At 28.6% G+C, this 18108-nt stretch carries 18 protein-coding genes; 6 read left to right on the top strand and 12 right to left on the bottom strand.

What is annotated here, in order from left to right; translation table 11 throughout:
- Window positions 1-39 precede the first annotated feature (39 nt).
- From ACH2BC_RS08825 to ACH2BC_RS08815, 3 genes are all read right to left on the bottom strand, one after another.
- A complete protein-coding gene (locus ACH2BC_RS08825) occupies window positions 40-885 on the bottom strand; it encodes a hypothetical protein (protein WP_395053627.1) in 846 nt (281 codons plus the stop codon).
- The gene (gene kdsA / locus ACH2BC_RS08820; protein ID WP_395053626.1) at window positions 886-1704 is read right to left on the bottom strand and encodes a 3-deoxy-8-phosphooctulonate synthase; all 819 of its coding nucleotides are present in this window, start codon (window positions 1702-1704) and stop codon (window positions 886-888) included.
- Window positions 1705-1792: 88 nt separating this feature from the next.
- Complete coding sequence (locus ACH2BC_RS08815; RefSeq protein ID WP_395053625.1) at window positions 1793-2242, bottom strand: 2-dehydro-3-deoxyphosphooctonate aldolase; 450 nt, start codon at window positions 2240-2242, stop codon at window positions 1793-1795.
- Window positions 2243-2344: 102 nt separating this feature from the next.
- Here ACH2BC_RS08815 and ACH2BC_RS08810 point away from each other — a divergent pair, with 102 nt between their 5' ends.
- Together ACH2BC_RS08810 and ACH2BC_RS08805 are read left to right on the top strand one after the other, a co-directional pair.
- Window positions 2345-2902 carry a YeeE/YedE family protein gene (locus tag ACH2BC_RS08810; protein WP_395053624.1) on the top strand — a complete coding sequence of 186 codons (558 nt, stop codon included), beginning with the start codon at window positions 2345-2347 and terminating at the stop codon, window positions 2900-2902.
- Between the two features lie 3 nt (window positions 2903-2905).
- A complete protein-coding gene (locus ACH2BC_RS08805) occupies window positions 2906-3319 on the top strand; it encodes a DUF6691 family protein (protein WP_395053623.1) in 414 nt (137 codons plus the stop codon).
- 59 nt (window positions 3320-3378) lie between these two features.
- Here the strand turns inward: ACH2BC_RS08805 and ACH2BC_RS08800 are convergent, their stop codons facing one another.
- From ACH2BC_RS08800 to ACH2BC_RS08770, 7 genes are all read right to left on the bottom strand, one after another.
- Window positions 3379-3654, bottom strand: a complete 276-nt coding sequence (locus ACH2BC_RS08800) for an ATP-dependent Clp protease adaptor ClpS (RefSeq protein ID WP_395053622.1) — start codon at window positions 3652-3654, stop codon at window positions 3379-3381.
- A 37-nt stretch (window positions 3655-3691) separates the two neighbouring features.
- Window positions 3692-4531 carry a 50S ribosomal protein L11 methyltransferase gene (gene prmA / locus ACH2BC_RS08795; protein ID WP_395053621.1) on the bottom strand — a complete coding sequence of 280 codons (840 nt, stop codon included), beginning with the start codon at window positions 4529-4531 and terminating at the stop codon, window positions 3692-3694.
- Window positions 4532-4644: 113 nt separating this feature from the next.
- On the bottom strand, window positions 4645-5397 hold the full coding sequence (tpiA, locus tag ACH2BC_RS08790; protein WP_395053620.1) for a triose-phosphate isomerase: 753 nt from the start codon (window positions 5395-5397) through the stop codon (window positions 4645-4647).
- Between the two features lie 3 nt (window positions 5398-5400).
- Window positions 5401-5895, bottom strand: a complete 495-nt coding sequence (locus ACH2BC_RS08785) for a TlpA family protein disulfide reductase (RefSeq protein ID WP_395053619.1) — start codon at window positions 5893-5895, stop codon at window positions 5401-5403.
- A 224-nt stretch (window positions 5896-6119) separates the two neighbouring features.
- A complete protein-coding gene (locus ACH2BC_RS08780; RefSeq protein ID WP_395053618.1) occupies window positions 6120-7250 on the bottom strand; it encodes a MauE/DoxX family redox-associated membrane protein in 1131 nt (376 codons plus the stop codon).
- 143 nt (window positions 7251-7393) lie between these two features.
- Complete coding sequence (locus tag ACH2BC_RS08775) at window positions 7394-7546, bottom strand: hypothetical protein (RefSeq protein WP_395053653.1); 153 nt, start codon at window positions 7544-7546, stop codon at window positions 7394-7396.
- Window positions 7547-7596: 50 nt separating this feature from the next.
- Complete coding sequence (locus tag ACH2BC_RS08770; protein WP_395053617.1) at window positions 7597-8136, bottom strand: DUF1599 domain-containing protein; 540 nt, start codon at window positions 8134-8136, stop codon at window positions 7597-7599.
- A gap of 101 nt (window positions 8137-8237) precedes the next feature.
- Here ACH2BC_RS08770 and folP point away from each other — a divergent pair, with 101 nt between their 5' ends.
- Both folP and ACH2BC_RS08760 read left to right on the top strand, forming a co-directional pair.
- Window positions 8238-9056 (top strand): dihydropteroate synthase, encoded by an 819-nt coding sequence (gene folP, locus ACH2BC_RS08765; RefSeq protein ID WP_395053616.1) that lies wholly within the window; start codon window positions 8238-8240, stop codon window positions 9054-9056.
- A 455-nt stretch (window positions 9057-9511) separates the two neighbouring features.
- Window positions 9512-10009, top strand: coding sequence for a hypothetical protein (locus tag ACH2BC_RS08760; RefSeq protein WP_395053615.1), 498 nt, complete (start codon window positions 9512-9514; stop codon window positions 10007-10009).
- A 75-nt stretch (window positions 10010-10084) separates the two neighbouring features.
- Here ACH2BC_RS08760 and rlmH read toward each other — a convergent pair whose 3' ends face one another.
- On the bottom strand, window positions 10085-10558 hold the full coding sequence (gene rlmH / locus ACH2BC_RS08755) for a 23S rRNA (pseudouridine(1915)-N(3))-methyltransferase RlmH (RefSeq protein WP_395053614.1): 474 nt from the start codon (window positions 10556-10558) through the stop codon (window positions 10085-10087).
- Window positions 10559-10738 (bottom strand): hypothetical protein, encoded by a 180-nt coding sequence (locus ACH2BC_RS08750; protein WP_395053613.1) that lies wholly within the window; start codon window positions 10736-10738, stop codon window positions 10559-10561.
- 166 nt (window positions 10739-10904) lie between these two features.
- Here ACH2BC_RS08750 and ACH2BC_RS08745 point away from each other — a divergent pair, with 166 nt between their 5' ends.
- Both ACH2BC_RS08745 and ACH2BC_RS08740 read left to right on the top strand, forming a co-directional pair.
- Window positions 10905-13061 carry a TonB-dependent receptor domain-containing protein gene (locus ACH2BC_RS08745; protein ID WP_395053612.1) on the top strand — a complete coding sequence of 719 codons (2157 nt, stop codon included), beginning with the start codon at window positions 10905-10907 and terminating at the stop codon, window positions 13059-13061.
- A 154-nt stretch (window positions 13062-13215) separates the two neighbouring features.
- Window positions 13216-18108: hypothetical protein (locus ACH2BC_RS08740; RefSeq protein WP_395053611.1), on the top strand; the 4893-nt coding region annotated here is incomplete at its 3' end.

Here is an 18108-nt window from a genome sequence, read left to right as displayed (position 1 = left end):
TAAATCCAAAAATAAATAAAAATATCGAGAAATATTACATTATATTTTAAAAATTCCACCAAAAGCTATTATTCTTTGAAGAAATAAGATATTTTGTTGCGCTTTATCATTAACATCATTAGTTGTTCTAATATTATTCATATTGATGAATCCTGCTTTTAATTCGGATTGAATGAAAAAATATTTAAAAAAGGTAATATTGATTCCTACTTTGGCAGATATTCCAAAGCCAGAAATATGAAAATTATCGTGTCTTTCTTTTCCTATTAATTTTGTATTGGTTTTCGGCAACATTATTCCAGCTCCAATACCTTCGGTTAAATTTATTTGAATTTTATCAGTATTTTTTATTTTTAAAACATTTGAAAAATCATCCATTCTAGAAAATTCAGTATGAATATAATTTAATCCATCAGTATGTTCAAATGTTAAAAAATCTTCTGTAAGTAGTACTTGATTATTGGGCAACGTTTCTCCAAAAGTTCCTTGATTAGGATAATATCCTGTGAAATCGGCAGCAACATTTTGTCTTAAAACATACTTCATATGATCAACTCCAATGGAAATATTGTATTTATCTGAAATAAAGTATCCCATTCTAAAATTAGTTTGTGGAATTGTCATTCGTGATGGATTAACATAATCTATATGCCAACCTTTAGGTTTGTCATCTGCGGCAACATTATTTAAAGTAAAATCATAGTTTTCTCCTTTAAATGTGATGTCCGATTTAGAAAAACTTTCTCTGTTTCCACCCCAAAAAAAGAAAAATTTTCCTTTGTTGTGCGATGTGAACTTTTCTTTTTTTATATCTTCTTGAGCTTGGGTAATTTGAAAAACAAAAAGGGCTGTTATAAAAATTATTGGACTTATACTAAATTTCATTTAAAATTGATTAATTGTTTTTCTAATTGCTACTAATTTTTTCATTAAATCTTCAAAATAATCTAAATGTAACATATTGGCACCATCACTTTTAGCATTTGCTGGATCAAAATGGGTTTCAATAAAAATTCCATCAACACCAACTGCTATTCCGGCTTTGGCTACAGTTTCTATCATATCTGGTCTTCCTCCAGTTACACCAGTTGTTTGATTAGGTTGTTGTAATGAATGTGTAATATCTAAAACTGTTGTAGCATATTTTTGCATTGTTGGAATTCCTCTAAAATCTACAATCATATCTTGATATCCAAACATTGTTCCTCTATCAGTTACCATTACATTTTCATTATGGCAATCTACTACTTTTTGAACCGCATGTTTCATACTTTCTGGACTCATAAATTGTCCTTTTTTTAAATTTACAACTTTTCCTGTATTTGCAGCAGCAACAACTAAATCTGTTTGACGTACTAAAAATGCAGGAATTTGCAATACATCAACATATTGAGCAGCCATTTTTGCATCTTCACTAGTATGAATATCTGTAACTGTAGGAATTGAAAATTCTTCGGAGACTTTTCTCAAAATTTTAAGTGCTTTTTCATCACCAATTCCAGAGAAACTATCAATTCTAGAACGGTTTGCTTTTTTAAAAGATCCTTTAAAAACAAATGGAATTTTTAAATCGGTTGTAATTTGAACCAACTTTTCGGCAATTTTAAAAGCCATTTCTTCTCCTTCAATAGCACAAGGTCCAGCTAAAAGAAAAAAGTTACCACTATCTATATTTTTTAGTTGAGGTATATTTTTAATATTCATTTTAATTTTTTTGTTGTGCAAAGATAATAAGAAAAAAGTTTTAATTTTAGTATCAAAACTGATTGAAAAATAAAAAAATTAAATTAATTTATTTTATTAAAAATCCTTTTGGACAATAAACTTTTCCTTTATCATTTATATTTATATACAATAAAATTTTCTTATCATTACCTTCAAATGTAATCTCATAGATATCTAAAATTCCGCCACCCATAACATTTCTAGTAGTTGGAAATGGACAACAACTGTCTACTTTTTTATAGGTAAACTTCTCTCCATTAAGTCCAGTAAAAGCATTAAAAAAATAACTAATACTTCTATCTCCAAATTTTTCGTTATCAAAACCAATGTTTATAGGATAGTTTTTATCATAACCATATTTAAAATCTTTACTGTATTCTGTAATTACATAATGTCCATCTTTCATTGCAGGTTTGGGAATAGTATTGTCAACATTTTTCAGAGTAGATTTAATGCTTCCGCAAGAAAAAAATAAAAATAGGATTGATAAAAAATAAATGATTTTAAGCTTTTTCATTACTTATAATTTAGTGTATAAAGATATTATTTTTTTTAAATATTAAATAGTTTAACAATAATCAAACCACAATATTTACTTTTGCTAAAATTATTTTTAAATATGGATTTTATTTCTCAAACTTGGCATTGGTCAATTTCTGGTTTTTTCATTGGAATTGTTATGCTTTGTCTTAATTATTTCGGAAAAGTTTTTGGTATGTCGTCCAATCTTAGAAGTTTATGTTCTATGACTGGAGTTGGTAAAAAAGTTCCATTTTTTGATTGGGATTGGAAAGCCCAAAGATGGAATTTTGTAGTTGTAATTGGCGCAATGATAGGTGGTTTTATTGCAACTTATTATATGAATGATGCTTCTAATGTTTCTATAAATCCAACTACAATTTCTAAATTAAATGCTCTTGGAATAGATGCTCCAAATGGTAAATTATTACCAGATTTTATGTTTGGCAATCAAATTTTCACATCTTTTAAAATGATTTCGATATTAATTATTGGAGGAGTTTTAATAGGTTTTGGATCAAGATATGCTGGCGGATGCACTTCTGGTCATGCAATTTCTGGTTTAAGTAATTTACAACTTCCTTCTTTAAAAGCTGTTATTGGATTTTTTATTGGAGGTTTAATTATGGCTCATTATATTTTTCCTTTATTATTTTAAATTATGAACTTACTTAAATATTTAATTGTGGGTTTTGTTTTCGGAATTGTATTAACAAAATCGGAAGCCGTTTCTTGGTACAGAATTTACGAAATGTTTCAATTTGAATCTTTTCATATGTATGGAATAATTATGACTGCTGTAATTACTGGATTAATTGGAATTCAACTTATTAAAAAATACAACGTTAAAGATGTTAAAGGATTACCAATAGTTATTCAAGATAAAGAAAAAGGAACTTTTAGATATTGGATTGGTGGATTATTCTTTGGTTTAGGTTGGGCAATGGTTGGCGCTTGTCCAGGTCCAATATTTATTCTTTTAGGTTCTGGTTTTTTAAGCGTAGGATTAATATTAATTGGAGCATTACTTGGAACATTTTTATACGGTGTTTTTAAAGATGATTTACCACATTAAAAAAAAAAGCTAAAACATAAATAAGAATTAGCTTTTATATGCTTAAAAATTATTTCTTTTTAAATTATTTCTGCGCTTAAACCAGCTTCAAGCAACGAGGAACATTTAGGTTTTAACTCATCAAACGAACCAGTTTTTACAGTGCATTTTCCTTTATAATGTACTAAAATTGCACATTGTTCAGCTTGTTCTGCTGTGTGTTCACATACTTTTATTAATGTTTCAATTACATGATCAAAAGTATTTACATCGTCATTAAAAAGAACAATTTCATTATTTATGTCAACTGCTTCTAAAACAGCAACATCTTCTTGAATTTTTTCTATTGTACTCATATTATTTTTTTATAAACCAAGTTTTACAATTGCAAAATTAAGTAGTTTTTAAGTATTTTAATGAAACCCAATTGTTTCTTTCCAATTTTTTAACATACGTTAAACCATTTTCTAAACAAGATGCATCAATATATGGAATATCTTCTGTGTAAAAACCACTTAAAAGTAAAATTCCGTTATCGTTTAAACAATCAGTATATGATTTCATATCGTTTATCAAAATATTTCTGTTGATGTTTGCAATAATCAAATCATAATTTTTGCCTTTTAAAAGAGAAGCTTCTCCTTCATAAACAGTAATTTCTTTACAATTATTTCGTTCGGCATTTTCTATAGAATTTAGGTAACACCAGTTATCAATGTCAATTGCATCAATTGGTTTTGCACCTTTCATTTCGGCTAGAATTGCTAATATTGCTGTACCACAACCCATATCTAATGTTTTTAAATTGGTAACATCAGTTTCTAGTAAATGTTGAATCATCATATGAGTAGTTTCATGATGACCAGTTCCAAAACTCATTTTTGGTTCAATAATTATATCAAATTCTGCATCAGTTTTTGAATGAAACGGCGCACGAACATGACATTTTCCGTCAACATCAATTGCTTCAAAGTTTTTTTCCCATTCTTCGTTCCAATTTACTTGTTCTATTTCTTTTACTGTGTAAGAAATTTTAAATTCTGAGGAAGATAATATGTAAATGTCATCAAGAATATTTTCGCTCCACAAGTCTTTTTGAACATAAGCTTCAATACCAGTTTCTGTTTCTACAAAACTTTCAAAAGCTTTTTCTCCAAGTTCTGCAATAAGTATTTCTGATCCCAATTGTGTTGGTTCTATTGTAAAATAATAACCTAAATAGGCATTTGACATAGTATATTTTTTGCAAAGGTATGGAAATATTTTATCGAAAAAGTTGTGTTCTAATCAAAAAAAAATCCTCAATTACAAACTGCAATTAAGGATTAAAAATAAATTATAGTATTTTAAATTGCGTTTACAATAGCAACAAAATCATCTGCTTTAAGTGCTGCGCCACCAATTAATCCGCCATCTACATCTGGTTTTCCAAAAATTTCTTTAGCGTTGTCTGGTTTTACGCTTCCACCATAAAGTATGGAAACATCTTCGGCAATATCGCTACCAAAAGTGTGTCTTACAGTTTCTCTAATAAAAGCGTGCATTTCTTGTGCTTGCTCTGGACTTGCAGTTTCGCCAGTACCAATTGCCCAAACTGGTTCATAAGCCAAAATTATATTTTCCCAAGCCGTGTTTTCTATATGAAATAATCCATCACGCAATTGGTTTTCAACTACATTAAAATGTTGCTTGTTTTGTCTGTCTTTTAATTCTTCACCAAAACAAAAAATTACTTTCATTTCATGCTTCAAAGCAGTTGTTACTTTGCTAGCAATTAAAAAATCAGTTTCGTTAAAAATGGCTCTTCTTTCAGAATGTCCAAGAATTACTGTAGTTACACCAACACTTTTTAGCATATCTGCACTAATTTCTCCTGTGTAAGCACCATTTTCGTTTTGATGCATATTTTGCGCAGCAACATCAATATTAGTAAACTCTAAATGATCTACAGCCGAAGCCAAATTAATAAAAGTAGGCGCAACGATTACTTGAACCTCTTTATCTGTTGGTAATTTATCAATTAATTCGTTTAATAAATCTTCAGTTTCTTCACTGTTTTTATTCATTTTCCAGTTTCCTGCAACAATCTTATTTCTCATTTTTTATTGGTTTAATGCTTTGTTTATTTTGTCAAAATCGGTTTCAATTGCTCTATAAAGTGTAACTTTTCCTTCTTTATTAACTACAATATATCTCGGAATCCAATCTAAATCTACACTTTTTCCAAAACTTCCTTTCATTCCATCTTTGTCATTTACCCAAAAATTTTGTCCTATCAATTTGTGTTTTTCAACACCAGCAAGAAATTTCTCCATAGATTTATCTAACGATATAAATACGTAAACAACATCAGTATTTTTTTCTTGTAACTCTTTTACTTTTGGCATTGCTTTTACACAATCGCCACACCACGAAGCCCAAAATTCTATTACAATTTTCTTTCCTTTATTGTCATTTATTACGCTTTCTAGCGTAACTTCTTTTCCGTCAATAGTAGTAATTTTTCCAGCCAAAGCATCTTTAGAAAATTGCTTTTCTTGAGAATTACACGAAATAGAACTCATTACAACAGCCAAAAGTAGCACAATATTTTTCATCTTTATTTTTTTAAGTTTTAACAAAAATACTAATTCTTCAATTTTAATTTCACAATCATTTCTTAATTTATTTAGTATTAATGCTGATGCATATCAGTAGCGAATGGTTTGGGCATTTCTACTTTTCTTTTTCCAGCTTTCATTTCATAAATCCCGATGAAAAATCGGGATGTTATTACATTTAATCTGGGCTATTTTAAGTTTTCATTTTTACTAAATTCAAATTATTTTTTCAAATCCTCTTTAGTTTTAGCAAGATACGTACTCAAATTCTTTCCGTCAAATTTCTTATCATCTATTCCATCATAAAAAATAATTTCATTTCCATTCCATAAATAGTTTACACCAGGAGTATTTCTATTGCTACCAAGAACATTCCAAAACGGAATAATTTCTATAACTTTATAAGGATAATTTGCGCCTGCAGCTTTAAAAAAATCTGGAATTAAAAATGCTTCTTCGTTCATAAAAATAATAGAAACTGGAGGCAAAGTAGCATCTTTTTTTCGCATTTCTGTTAGTTCCTTTGCAGTTTCTTTACAATGATCGCAACCTGGCGCAAAAAAGCAAAGAAGTTGTTTTCCAGTATCAATTTTAGGATAAAACTTTGCAAAACCAGATTTTACTTTCTTTGGTTCGTTAGCATTAACTAATTCGATTTCTTTAACTTTAGAATCAATGTTTTTTACAGAATCTTTTTTTACTTCAATTAGCGAAATTACTTTATTAGAAATTGTATCTAAAGGTTCAACAGTAATAGAAGTTGTGTCATTTATAACTGTATCTACAGGAACATTTACAAACTCTTGTGCTACTGGTTGAATTGGAGCCAACATAAAAATCCCTAAAATTGTAGCAAATAAAACCGTAGTTAAAACCCAAAAATTATGTTTTTCCAACGCTTCTTTTGGTAATAAATAATATAAATATCCAAGCAATCCTATTGCAATTATATTTTTAATTATAGCTTCAATTGGCGTCATTGGAATTAACTCGCCAAAGCATCCACAATTTCCAGAATTTCCTCCACTTAAAAAAGTTACATACGTTAAATGTCCAACAAACACAACTAACAACAGTATAGTTACCGGAATTATAAACTTTTTTAACCAATGTTTTTGAAGTAATAAAAACCCTAACGCAAGTTCAATACCAATAAGAGTTCTAGAAAAATAAGGAGCAATACTTTGCGAAAAACCCATTGAATACAACTGTTTTACTTCAAATGTTGAAATTGCAAAATAAGGCGAATCAAATAAATGACTTTTAGACAATTTAGCAACAGCAGAAAGTATGAATAAAAAAGCAACAATAATTCTAATTGTCCAAGCTATGTAGTTTTTTTTAGTTTCCATATTTTATTTTTTACAAATGTAAAAAGGGTTTCTTTTTTATTTTGTTAATGAAGTGTTATTGAAAGTAAATTCCAAAAAGCAAAATACAAATTTCAAATAAATTCCAAATTTCTAAATTATAAATTTCAAACTTGCATTGTAAATTATTTTGATTTTTCTAAAATTGCTGATAGTATTTTTTTTAACTCATCAGCTTCTTGAATTAAAACCGAGTTTATTTTTTCAAATTCTGAAGCGTTTGTGGCTTTTATAATTTTTAACCAAAACACACTTTCTTTTGCTTCTTTTCTAGAAATTTGGAATTTATTTGGAATTTATTTGGAATTTGGAATTTGCTATTTGGAATTTAATTTTTCTCCATCAATATCAAAGCAAAAACAGAATAATTAATCATGTCTTGATAATTAGCATCAATACCTTCAGACACTAATGTTTTTCCTTTATTGTCTTCAATTTGTTTTACGCGAAGTAACTTTTGTAAAATTAAATCGGTTAACGAACTTACTCTCATTTCGCGCCAAGCTTCACCATAATCATGATTTTTATCTTCCATTAATTGCTTGGTTAGTGCAACTTTTTTATCATAAAAATCAGTGGCTTGTTGTACATTTAAATCTGGTTGATCTGCAATTCCGTTATCAATTTGAATCAATGCCATAATGCAATAATTTATAATTCCTATAAATTCGCCAGTTTCGTCTTCATCGATTTTTCTTACTTCGTTTTCTTGTAAACTTCTAATTCGCTGTGCTTTAATGAATATTTGATCTGTTAATGATGGCAAACGTAATATGCGCCAAGCACTTCCATAATCGGTCATTTTTTTTATAAATAATTCTCGGCATGTGCCAATTACTTTGTCGTATTTTTGCGAAGTATTCTTCATTAAATGCTATATTTGTATGATTTTTTTTCAAAAGTAAAGAATATTTATTGGATTGAAGAATGTTGATTAACGAATTTTGATTTTTGATTTTAAAAACTACAATGACACTAAACTGCAAAGGAAATTTAATAGATGTAACCATTCCGAAAGTAATGGGAATTTTAAATTGTACACCAGATTCTTTTTATGATGGCGGAAATTATAAATCAGATTCTCAAATTCTTTCTCAAGCAGAAAAAATGCTTACTGATGGTACAACTTTTATAGATGTTGGTGCTTATTCTAGTAAACCCAACGCCAATTTTGTAAGTGAAGAAGAAGAAATTTCAAGGTTACTTCCAGTTGTAAATTTGATACTAAAAGAGTTTCCAACAACACTACTTTCAATAGACACTTTTAGAAGTAAAGTTGCCAAAATTGCAATAGAAAATGGAGCAGCAATTATTAACGATATTTCTGCAGGAAGTTTAGATAGCGAAATGATGCAAACTGTTGCAAATCTTCAAGTTCCATACATAATGATGCATATGAAAGGTACGCCACAAACTATGCAAACGTTAACAAATTATGAGAATATTATAAAAGAAATGTTATTTTATTTCTCTGAAAAAGTTGCTTTAGCAAGAAGTTTTGGAATAAATGATATTGTAATAGATGCAGGGTTTGGATTTGCAAAAACACTAGATCAAAACTATGAAATTCTAAATAAATTGGAAGTTTTTAATATGTTAGATTTGCCATTGCTTGTTGGAGTTTCAAGAAAATCTATGATTTACAAAACACTTAAAACTACAGCCGAAAATAGCTTGAACGGAACTACAGTTTTAAATACAATTGCACTTGTAAAAGGAGCAAAAATTTTAAGAGTTCACGATGTAAAAGAAGCTGTTGAGTGTGTAAAATTAGTTGAGAAACTTTAAGTTATTACATTTTAAATTTTATTAAGATGTAACTATACCAAAAATGGAAGAACACTTTAACAATTATAAAAGTAGATTTTAATATTTATAAATAGAATTATGGAACCACTATATTTTGTTTTTTATCTGCAATAATTTTAATATTAGGGATTTCAATGTATAAATTTTTTACAAAAAAACTCTTAAATTTTGAAAAAGATGGTAGTAAGTTAAATTATAATTTTATAAAATATTTTAAAAATTATTCAATTCTTGTAATAATATTTTCTTTATTTTGTATGCTTATTGTTTTACTAAATATTATCTTATCTCAATAAAACATCAAAATTAACTAACCCAAGCTCTTCGCTATTGGTGAAAGCATTTATGATTATTGGAAAGCAACACTTTTACCAGATATTAGTAAATTTACTTATGCATTAAATAATTGTTAGAGACCACATAAATAATTTTATATGAAAGAGAAAATTAATATTTCAATTAAAAGTCATTTTATTTCATTGAAATGGCTTTTGATATATTTAGTTGTTTTGATAATTATTTTGTTATATTTTTATGTTAAAATTGATTTTGATGGTATTTTAGTATTTGCCTTTTTTTCTTTATTTCAAATTGTACCATCAATTTATCTGCATTTTATGTATTTTAGTATTGATAAAAATAAACTTGTCGAATTTAATGATGATGAAATTAAATTAACCATAAAAAACCAAGTTTATATATATAAAACAGAAGATATTGATAAAATCATTATTTTTAAATCTGCTAATATGGACAAATATGGAATACCGTTTATGGTTTTTGAAAATTATTATTTTACTAAAATATTGTTAAAGTCCAATAGTAATTTTATTTTAACAAGTTTACTAGACAATAGAATAGAAGAGAAATTAAAAAAAATAAAAAATGTAAAGTTTGAAAGAGAAAAAGGTTATTCATTTTTTAAATTTTAAAAAATTTGAAGTTTTCAATATGTTAGTTCATTTTCACTTCTAATATCGTATTTCGTACTTCAAACTTCCTACTTCCTACTGATGATGATAAGGTTCATTCTTCAATATTGTAAATCCGCGATAAAGTTGTTCAATTACAAACAATCGAACCATTTGATGTGAAAAAGTCATTAATGATAAAGATATTTTGCCTTGCGCTTTTTCATAAACTTCTTGACTAAAACCATATGGTCCACCAATTACAAAAACCAAAGTTTTAATTCCAGAGTTCATTTTCTTTTGTAAATAATCTGAAAAATCTAAACTAGAAAAGGTTTTTCCGTTTTCATCTAGTAAAATTAATTGATCAGTTGCTGTAATTTTAGATAAAATTAATTCGCCTTCTTTTTCTTTTTGTTGACTTTCTGATAAGTTTTTTACATTTTTAATATCTGGAATAATTTCTAAATCAAATTTTATATAAAACGACAATCGTTTAGAATATTCTTCAATTAAAATTTGTAAGTTTTTGTTATCGGTTTTACCAATTGCCAACAATTTTATATTCATTTATCTGTTTTTAAGTTTGGCTATAATTTCTTGAAAAAGCAAGCCCAAAATTGCTCCGATGGCAAAAATAGATAAAAATCCTACTGGTTTTACTTCTATATCTTTTATAATTCTAAGATAATTGGTAACAGAAATAACTAATAATAAAGAGAAAACAATTAATTTTTTTTTAGGATTCATAGTTTTTTGGTTTAAGGTTGATAGCTAAATTATAAAAAATTGATTGATATTGATTGGTTATTTTAATGTTTTTACATTTCATCATTCAATTTTTACACTTCGGTAAGAAAAAGTTTTACTAAAAATGATTTTGTTACAAATTTGCTTCATCAAAACACCGAAACACATGAAAGCAATTTACATCATTATCGTTTTACTAATTTCAACAATTAGTTTTTGTCAAAACACAATTTCTGGAACTGTTGTAGATGAAAAAAACAAGCCAATTGTTGGAGCCAATATTTTTATTGATGGAACGTATGATGGAACAACAACTAACGATAATGGAACTTTTACTTTTGTAACCAATGCAACAGGAAATAAAATTCTTGTAGTAACTTTTTTATCTTACGAGTCTTTAAAACTTACAATTGATGTTTTAAATTATAAAGAAAAAACTATAAAATTAAAAGAAAGTGTAAATACATTAGATGCTGTAATAATTACTGCAGGAACAATGGATGCTGGAGATAAAGCAAGAGTTTCTGTTTTAAAACCACTAGATATTGTAACAACTGCTGGTTCTAACGGTGATATTGTAGCTGCTTTACAAAGTTTGCCTGGAACAAATAACGTTGGCGAAGATGGAAGATTGTTTGTGCGTGGTGGCGAAGCAGATGAAACACAAACATTTGTAGACGGAATTCGAGTAGCACAACCTTACGGCGCACAAACTCAAAATGTTCCTTCTCGTGGCAGATTTTCTCCATTTTTATTTAGTGGTATGTCATTTTCTACTGGAGGATATTCTGCCGAATATGGAGAAGCATTGTCTAGTGTTTTACTTTTAAATACATCAAATGAAGCAAGCGAAGAAAAAACTGATATTGCATTAATGACTGTAGGTTTAGGATTAGCAAATACACAAATTTGGGGTAAAAATTCAGTTACATTTAATACATCCTATATTAATTTAGCACCATATCAAAAAGCCATTCCACAAAATTTAGACTGGAACAAACCATTTCAATCATTATCTGGCGAAACAGTTTATCGTCATACATTTAATAGAGGAATTTTTAAATTATATGCAGCTTTTGATGCTTCGCAATTCGATTTAAATCAAGAATCTATAAACTCAGTTACAAAAAATAGAGTAGCTATTAACAACAATAATTTCTATTTAAATTCATCATACAAAGGAAGTTTTGGAGATCAATGGCAAATAAATTCTGGTTTAAGTTATGGATATAGTCAAAATAAAATTGGCTTGAATGTAGATAATGTAAACAATGATGAAAATGCATTACACATAAAAGTGAAGTTAAAAAAATCGTTTTCAGATCGAATTAAACTAACTTTTGGAAGTGATTTATTCAACACTAAATTTTCAGAAACTTTTTCTCAAAATATAGGATTTTCTAACACAAGCGGTTATTCTTCTATAATTATTGCTGGATATTCAGAATTGGATGTTTTCTTTTCTAAAAAATTGGCTGCTAAAATTGGAGTTCGATTTTCTAACAATAGTATGTTAAACGAAACTGCAATTGCACCAAGATTTTCAATGGCTTACAAAGTGGCTAAACATTCGCAATTTTCTTTAGCTTACGGAAGTTTTACTCAAGCACCAAAACAAGATTATTTAAAATATGCCGATTATTTATCTAGCGAAAAAGCATCGCATTATATTTTTAATTTTATGTATAGTAAAAATAAACAAACGCTTCGTACAGAAATTTATTATAAATCATATTCAGATTTGGTAAAGTTTGACACTACTAATTCACAATTTAATTCGGTTTATTCTAATAATGGAACTGGTTATGCAAAAGGATTTGAATTGTTGTGGAGAGACGAAAAATCAATTAAGAATCTTCAATATTGGATTTCCTATTCTTATATTGAAACCGAAAGAGATTATAAAAATTTTAAGGCAAAAGTTACTCCAAGTTTTGTTGCCGATCATACGTTAGCATTAGTAGGAAAATATTGGATAGAAGATTGGAAATCACAAGTAAGTTTTACGCATAATTTCTCAACAGGAAGACCATTTAACAACCCAAATGAAACCGCTTTTATGAATGGAAAAACTAAAAATTATAACAGTTTAAGTATGAGTTGGGCGTATTTAGTTACTTCTCAAAAGATACTCTATGTTTCTATTTCTAATATTTTAGGTACACAAAATGTGTATGGATATGAATATGCAAATTCTCCAGATTCTAATGGAACATTTCAACGAAGAGAAATAATTCCAACAGCAGATAGATTTATTTTTGTAGGTTTCTTTTGGACAATTAGTACTAATAAGAAAGACAATCAGTTGAATAATTTGTATTAATCAATTATTATCGTTGGTTAAGTTTAAAAAAGGACACTTTTTTCTATAATTCAATACAATTCCAATTTTATAACAATTACTATTTTTTTTAATATTTAAGCATCAGTGTTTTAGTAATTTCCTATATTTGTTTTTTTTTTATAAATGTAAGAATATGAAGTTAAAAGTTACCTTACTATTACTATTTTTCTTCTTAAATTCTGTTTTTGTTCAAGCACAAACAAATCCTGTTGTTGTAATAACTGATCAAAATAATACTACAGATGTTACTATAGATTGTAATTATGCATTTATTCCTCCAAAAAAAGTAAGACTTACTGCTACTTTTCCAACAATAAAGAATCCTACCACTTATAAAGTTGATCCAATTTCATTTACACCACTTGGAACTTTTAGTCAAGGAACGCCAGTTGCTGTTAATGCAGACGATATTTGGAGTTCAAATTTAGCAATTGGATTTCCATTTTGTTTCTATGGAAATACTTATTCAACAGTTAATCTAGCAGATAATGGAATTATTCGTTTTGGCTATAATAATTCTGTTCCAGATGTTACTTCTTTCTCATCAATATCAAACGTTACACCAAGTCCATCGTTAATTCGCAACGCAATATTTGCTGGTTTTCAAGATTATTTAGTTGCACCTGTAGCATTTGGTTGCATTGCTGGTGATAATTGTGGTTCAATAACAACCTACACAACTGGAATTGCACCTTATAGACAATTTATTATCAATTATAATTTGATTAACCATTGGGGTTGTTCTAATGATTTAAATCCAATAAATACTGTAAAATCTACCTTTCAAGTGGTTCTTTACGAAACTACTAATGTTATTGATATTTATGTAAAAGATAAACCGTTAACTTGTATTGGGAATTCGAGTGCTAACAATGGAATAACGAATTCACTTATTGGATTAAACAATTCCGATGGTACACAAGGAATTGCGCCAACTATTCCAAACAGAAATACAAGTGTTTTTTCGATTACAAATGAAGCGTATCGATTTACTCCAGATGGAACAAGCACAACAACAATTCAATGGTTTAATAATCTTGGCGCTTTTATTGGAGGTGTAAATCCTATTGAAGTTATACCTACTGCAAATACTTCATACAGTGTAACAATAATATATAATACTTGTACACCAATAACTATTACAGATAATATAAATGTTAATTTTGATTTAGATTATCCTGTTGCTCCTACAATTACTGCAAAATATTGTGATGTTGCTCCACCGTTTTTAAGTCAAGATGGAATTGACATTGAAACGCTATTGATTGATTCTACCGATGCCGTTGGTACTATAAAAACAATTTATAATTCTCAAGCAGAAGCCGATGCTGGACCAATTTTAGTTCCGCCATTGACTGGTTTGAATAATTATACAATGACAACACCAACAAAAACTTTTTATTACAGAGAAGAAATTGGTATTTGTTATGTAACTGGAATTATTAATTTAAGTTTATTTGTAACTCCAACTATTGCCGATAAACAAATTGACCTCTGTGATACGCTAAATGATAATGTTGAACCAGTTACTTTTTCTACAATTGTAAATCAGATTACTGGTTTTAATTCCTCTACTATGGGAATTAGATATTATACAAATCAAGCCGATGCTATTACAGGATTGTTGTCTAATCAAATATTTAATACAACTGTTACAACAACTCCTTTGGATGTATTTATTAGGGTTTTTAATTTATCAAATCCTGATTGTTGGAGTACAGCTAAAGTAACTTTTACGATTTTACCAAAATTAGATTTGGCACCAATTACAACATTTTGTATAGCCGACACAAATTTTGATCTTCAAGAAAATTATGATTTATCTACTATTCCATTAACATTTAATGTAGGTCCAACAACCGCAATTTCTACTTATTACACTACTCTTTCTGGAGCTCAAAATGGTACTGGAGCGGTTTCGCCAAATGTTTTAGTAAATATAAATTTGCCAGCAACTACTGCAACTTTCTATATTCGTGTTGAAGCTTTAGGTTTTTGTCCAACTTTTCAACCAGTTGTAATAAGTTTTTGTGTAGCAACTGGTGGTGACGGTGGAAGTGGAGGAAGTGGAAATGGTGGTGGTAATGGAGGTTTTGGAGCTTGTCTTGAAATTGGCGATTCAGTTCCAATATTTGATTTAAATTTAGTTTTTGCTGCGGTAATGGCTCCAGCAACACCAACGCCAAATGGTTATTTCACAACTTTGTTAGGTGCTCAAACAGATGATATTTTGATACGATTATCAGATTTTGACGCCATGAATTTTACGCCAACTCCAATCGCACCACTTTTATTTACGCCAATTTGGGTTCGTTTTAATGATGTAAATGGTGTTGTTGGAATAAAAATAATACGAATTCCGTTGAAATTCAAAAAACACGAAGTAGTTCCATACTCGATTTGCGATGTTTATAATGATAATCTTCATACTGTTGATTTATCTGCAAGTTCTCCTTATATAATTGCAATTCAAAATGCAAATCCTGGCGAAACCATAACTTGTTTTCAATCACAAGCAGATTATGATTCAGATAATAATCCAATAACTTCGTTTTTAGTAGATTATACAAATGCAACCCCAATAAATACTGTTTTTATAAAAGTTTCTTCTTTTGGTTGTAATTCTGATTATCAATTAGTTTTTACTTTAGTTCCATTTACAATTAAACCACCAATTGAAGAAAAATTATGTGATGTTGCACCGTTTGGAGTAGAACCTTTCCCAAATTTAGGAACAATTATCACTGGACTTGTGCCAAGTTATAGCACAACTTCTTCTTTTTCAATTCATTCTACTTTGAATGGAGCTTATGATAACACTTCAATCATAAATAATTATATTAATTATTCTGTTACAGCTTCAACTCAAATTTTTATCAGAATTACAGAAAACTTTTTAATTGATCCAACATTATGTCCTACTATTCAACAAGTTAACTTTGGTTTTAAAACTTCAGTAGATGTTAACACTGTTACTGCTTTTCAAGTTTGTGATACTAATGTTGATGGTATTGAGACTTTTGATATCAATCCATATATAACCTCAATTATTAGTGTTTCAAATATTGATCCAATAACAATTCGATTATATAGTAATTTGCCAGATGCTATACTTCATGCTAATCCGAGCCCAACTTTTCCGGATTTAACAAATTTTGTTTTCAATAGTAGTTTATATGGTACAACCCCAACTTTCTATATGTATCTATTAAACGAGACAACTGGTTGTGAGCGTATTGTTCCAATAAATTTGATAATGCAATCTGTAAATTTACCTACAACAAACACACCATTAAGAATTTGTGATTTTGAAAATAATGGTATTGAAACTATTACAGCATTTAGTTTTTTTAATCCACAGGTTATAACCAATTCGTTTTTATATTCAATTCAATATTATTTAACCGAAGCTGCTGCAATTGCAGGAACACCACAAATTCCTGCCAACTATCTTTTAACAAATGGTGATACTGTTTGGGTAAAAATCTCTACAGCAAGCAATACAACTTGCTCTAAAATTAAAGATTATGTGATTAGTTTTAGATCTTCTCCAATTGTAACAAACATTACTCCTAAAATTTGTGATGATTTAAGCAATAATATTGAAACTCGAAATATGAATTCTTTCGTTGGATTGATTATATCTAATACAACAAATTATACTTTTCAATATTATTTATCAAATTCAGATGCTTTAAACAATCTCAACCAGCAATCTGCAACTTACAATATGACATTTGTTGCAACGAATTTTGCACCAACAATTTTTGTTAGAGTTACTGATAATGTTACAGGTTGTTTTTCGATTGCCACAATTATTTTTGAACGAAATCCAATTATAGAAGCATTCGATGAACAAATTTTTTCTTGCGATATTTCATCTACCAATCAATTACAAGGCGAATTTAACTTAACTAGTGTTATCAATCGTGTAGGTTCAACAGGAATGATTGTTAATCCATTAAATTATACAATATCGTATTACACCACTTTACCTCTGGCAACAGCTGGAGTTGTAAGTACTGCAATAACAAATCCAACTACATTTGGTGTTTTGGCAAACCAGACTTCTTATGTTTATGTTCGATTTGTAAATAATACAACTGGATGTTTTACCGTTAAAAGGATTGAGCTTCAAATTTATAATCTTCCAAAATTTGTTGATGGCGAAGTTTACGTTTGTGATACTAATTTGGATGGAATATTCACTTATAATTTAACTATTTTAAACAGTGTAGTTGTTTTAGTTCCAGCTTTATTTACATTCAAATATTATCCAACAAACGCTGATGCTATTGCTAGTACTAATGAAATTACTACTAATATTACAAACTATACCTTTACTTTTCCAAGAAGTATTTTTGTAAAAGGTACTAATGCAAATGGATGTGTAAAAATTAGAGAAGTTATTTTTTCAACAAGACCAACAGTGCCTTTGTTGGTAAATGCCGTTTCACTTTTAAAATGTGATGTAAATAATGATGGAATTGAAACTTTTAATCTTACAGATGCTGAGGTTCAATTAAATACAGTAACACCAGCAATTACATATAACTATTTCAGAACTTTAGCAGAAATGCAAGCTAATAATCCTGCTAATTTAATAGTAAATCCATCTTCATATACAAATTCTGGAACGAATCCTTTAACAGTTTATGTTCGATTATCATCTGCTGTTACTAATTGTGACTCTTTTGCTCAGATTAATTTAAATTTATTACCATTACCAGTAGTTGTGATAAGTGGCAACAGTACTATTTGCAGTGACACCAATGCCACAATCACTTTTACAGGCACACCAAACACGGTTGTAACCTACACAAAAAATGGTGTAAACCAAACCATTAGTATTGGACCAAGTGGTATAGCAACACTTACCAATTTGTACACAACACCAACAGCAAGTACTACCACAACAGTTTATAGCTTGGTTAGTAGCGCAACAAGTGTGGTAAGTCCAACACCAAGTTGTAGCCAAGCACAAAGTGGTACAGCAACCATCACAACACTACCATTACCAGTAGTT

This window comes from Flavobacterium sp. (genome assembly GCF_043760115.1).
Taxonomy (GTDB): domain Bacteria; phylum Bacteroidota; class Bacteroidia; order Flavobacteriales; family Flavobacteriaceae; genus Flavobacterium.
The sequence above is the reverse complement of the archived record's forward strand: the minus strand, read 5'-3'. Positions and strand labels throughout refer to the sequence as shown.